General features: G+C 74.2%; 2 protein-coding genes. Both read right to left on the bottom strand.

All coding sequences use genetic code 11. The annotated features are described in order from the left end of the window. Window positions 1-1,003: AfsR/SARP family transcriptional regulator (locus VR45_RS33025; RefSeq protein ID WP_199926048.1), on the bottom strand; the 1,003-nt coding region annotated here is incomplete at its 3' end. Between the two features lie 263 nt (window positions 1,004-1,266). Continuing rightward, window positions 1,267-3,438: an MMPL family transporter gene (locus tag VR45_RS33020; protein ID WP_078897064.1), complete on the bottom strand. Its 2,172-nt coding sequence runs from the start codon at window positions 3,436-3,438 to the stop codon at window positions 1,267-1,269. Window positions 3,439-3,454: the final 16 nt, after the last annotated feature.

Here is a 3,454-nt window from a genome sequence, read left to right as displayed (position 1 = left end):
TGCCGACTCCGGGCGGGCCGACGAGGGTCACCAGCCGTCGGGTGGCGAGCAGCGTCCGCAGCTCGGCCAGCTCGGTATCCCGGCCGAACAGCGGGGCCCGGACGGGGGCGGGCGGGACCGGGGTGGGCAGGGCTGGGGCGGACAGGACCGTGCCGGACAGGTCCGGGAGGGCCGGCCGCTCGCCCGCCGGTGCGAGGGACTGCGCGAGGAGCAGCGCCGGGTCCTCCGCGAGGATGCCCCGGTGCAGCTCCTGGAGCGCGGCGCCCGGCTCGACGCCGAGCTCGGCGGTGAGGGCGGACCGGGCCTCCTGGTAGGCCGTCAACGCCTCCGCCGTGCGGCCCGACCGGTGCAGGGCGAGCATCAGCAGGCGGTGCGCGGACTCCCGGAGCGGGTGGGCGCGGATCACGGTGCGGACCACCGCGACCAGGTCCGGCCGCGGGCTGCGGGCGAGTTCGAGGTCCAGGCACTCCTCCAGGACCGTCAGCCGGTCCTCCTCCAGGCGTTCCGCCTCGGTGTGCAGCGGTTCGGCCGCGCGCCCGTCGAACGCGGGTCCGCGCCAGAGCGCGAGCGCGGCCCGGAACCGGGCGACGGCCGCGTCGGCCCGCTGGTGGGCNACCCGGAACCGGTCGACCGCCTCGTCGGCCCGCTGCCGGGCCGCGGCCGCCCGGCCCTCGTGGACGAGCCGTTCGAAGCGGCCCAGGTCGGTGTCCACCGCTTCGGCGCACAGCAGGTAGCCGGTCTCCGTCGTCCTGATCACGCCCGTGCGGGCGGGGTCGCGTTCGGCGGCGGCCCGCCGGAGCGCCGCCACCTTAGCGTGGACGCGGGCGCGGGCGGTGGCCGGCGGTTCGGTGCCCCACAGGGCGTCGGTGAGCCGTTCGACGGTCACGGGCCGCCCGTGGTGCACCGCGAGGACGGCGAGCAGGACGCGGGCCCGGCCGCCCGGCAGGCGGACCGCCCGGCTGTCGGCTTCCGCCTCGATCGGCCCGAGCACCCTCAGTTCCACGTCCGACCCCCGTTGTCCACCCGCCCGCACCACCCCCGGGCTCCCCTGGGGGCCACTCTGGCAGACGGTCGTCCGTGCGCCAACACGCCTGCCACGGGCCCGCCATGAACGAGCCATGGCCCGCCGGTGGCCGAACCGGGGCGGATCCGTGGTGGGCGGCGGAAGAGTCGTTCCCGCAAGGACGGGGGGCGGCGGCCCCGGGCCTCTTCCGGCTCGGGTCCGCCGCAGTACGTGGTCCCCGTCCGGGCGGGGGTGACGATCCCCTAGACCGGCTCGCTCTCGCCCTCGGCGTCGATGTGGGGGAGGATCCGGTCGAGGAAGCGGGGGGTCCACCAGGCGGAGGCGCCGAGCAGGGTCATCACCGCCGGGACGAGCAGCAGGCGGACGATGGTGGCGTCCACCAGGACGCTGACCGCCAGGCCGAGGCCCATCATCTTGATCACGATGTTGTCGCTGACGATGAAGGCGGCGAAGACGCTCACCATGATCAGTGCGGCGCAGGAGATCACCCGGGCGGTGATCTCCAGGGCGTGCGCGACGGCGTCCTGGCTGCGGCCGGTGCGCAGCCAGGCCTCGTGCACCCGGGAGAGCAGGAAGATCTCGTAGTCCATGCTCAGTCCGAAGACGATCGCGAACATCATCATCGGGACGTAGCTCTCGATCGGGACCGTGCCGTTCACCCCGAGGGCCGGGCCGCCCCAGCCCCACTGGAAGACCGCCACCAGGACCCCGTAGGAGGCGGCGATCGACAGCAGGTTGAGCACGGCGGCCTTGACGGCGACCAGCAGGCCGCGGAAGACGGCGAGGATGATCAGGAAGGCGAGTCCGACCACCACCGCGATGATCAGGACCAGTCGGCTCGACACGATGTCCAGGAAGTCCACCTGGGCGGCGGTGTTGCCGGTGACGTAGGTCTTCGCGCCGGTGCCGGCGACCGAGTCCGGCAGCACGGTGTCCGACAGGTTGTCGACCAGGTCGGTGGTGGCCTGCTCCTGCGGCGAGGTGCTGGGGACGACGGTGTTGAACAGCACCAGGCCGTCCGGGCTGAGCTGCAGCGGGCCGACGCTCGCCGCGCCGGGCAGGCCGGTGAGGGCCTGCTGCACGGCGCTCTGGACGCCCGGCCGGTTCTCGGCGGGGACGGCGCTCTGGTCGACCACGAGGGTCAGCGGGCCGTTCGAGCCGGGACCGAAGGCCTCGGACATCAGGTCGTAGGCGCGCCGGTCGGTGAAGTCGGTGGAGTCGGCGCCGTCCCCGATGTGGCCGAGCTGGATGGAGAACAGCGGGATCGCCAGGATCCCCAGCGCGACCACACCGGCGATCAGGTACCACCAGGGGCGTCCCTCGACCCGGCGGGCGTAGCGGTGCCAGACACCGGTCTCCGCACCGTCCTCGCCGTTGCTCTCGGCGATCGGGCGGCCGACGGTGATCCGGTCCATCCGGCGGCCGATCAGCCCCATCAGCGCCGGCAGCAGGGTGAGCGCGCCGAGGACCGCCGACACCACGGTGACCGCGGCGGCGACGCCGAGCTTGGCCATGAAGGAGATGCCCGACACCGACAGCCCGGACAGCGCGATGATCACGGTGCAGCCCGAGACCAGCACCGCCCGGCCGCTGGTGGCCACCGCCTGTCCGGCCGAGGAGACCGGATCCACCCCGTCCATCAGGTTCTGTCGGTGCCGGGTGAGCAGGAAGAGCGCGTAGTCGATGCCGACCCCGATGCCGATCATGGTGGCCAGGGTGGGCGCGACGGTCGCGAAGGTGGACAGCGCCGCGATCAGCCCCAGTACGCCGAGGCCGACCACGGCCGCGAACAGTGCCGTCACCAGTGGCAGTCCGGCCGCGATCGCGCTGCGGAAGCCGATCAGCAGGACGACGATCGCCACCGCGAAGCCGATCACCTCGCTGAGGCGGTCGTCGGGTTCGGGCTGCGCCAGCTCGCCCAGCGGGCCGCCGTACTCGACCTGGACGCCGGCCTCCCGCAGCGGGGCCACCGCCGCGTCCACACCGGCCAGGTAGTCCGGGGCGAGGAGGGTCGGGTTGGTGTCGAAGCGGACCGTGATGTAGCCGGTCAGACCGTCCGCGGCCAGCGGCCCGCCGGGCGGGGCGGGCTGCCCGGCCGGCGGCAGCGGGCTCTGCGCGCCCAGCACGTGCGGCAGCTGCTCCAGCGAGGCGACCACCTGGGACACCTGCGGGGCGAAGCCGGTGAGGGCCTGGGCGTCGTGCAGCACCACCTGGGAGCTGGTGCCGGCGGCGGCCGGGACGTGCGCCTGGAGGACCTGCTGACCCTGCTGCGCCTGGGAGCCGGGCAGCGAGAAGTCGTCCGAGTAGTCGCCGCCGACCGTCTTGTTCGCCGTCTGGACGGCGGCCAGCGCCACGATCCACAGCACGATGACCAGCAGGGAGTGGCGGGCGCACCACTCACCGAGCCGCCGCAGCCCCGAGCGCTTGGCC

Origin of the sequence: Streptomyces sp. NRRL S-495, from assembly GCF_000966955.1 — a bacterium.
Lineage (GTDB): Bacteria > Actinomycetota > Actinomycetes > Streptomycetales > Streptomycetaceae > Kitasatospora > Kitasatospora purpeofusca.
This window is presented reverse-complemented; position numbering and strand designations above follow the sequence as displayed.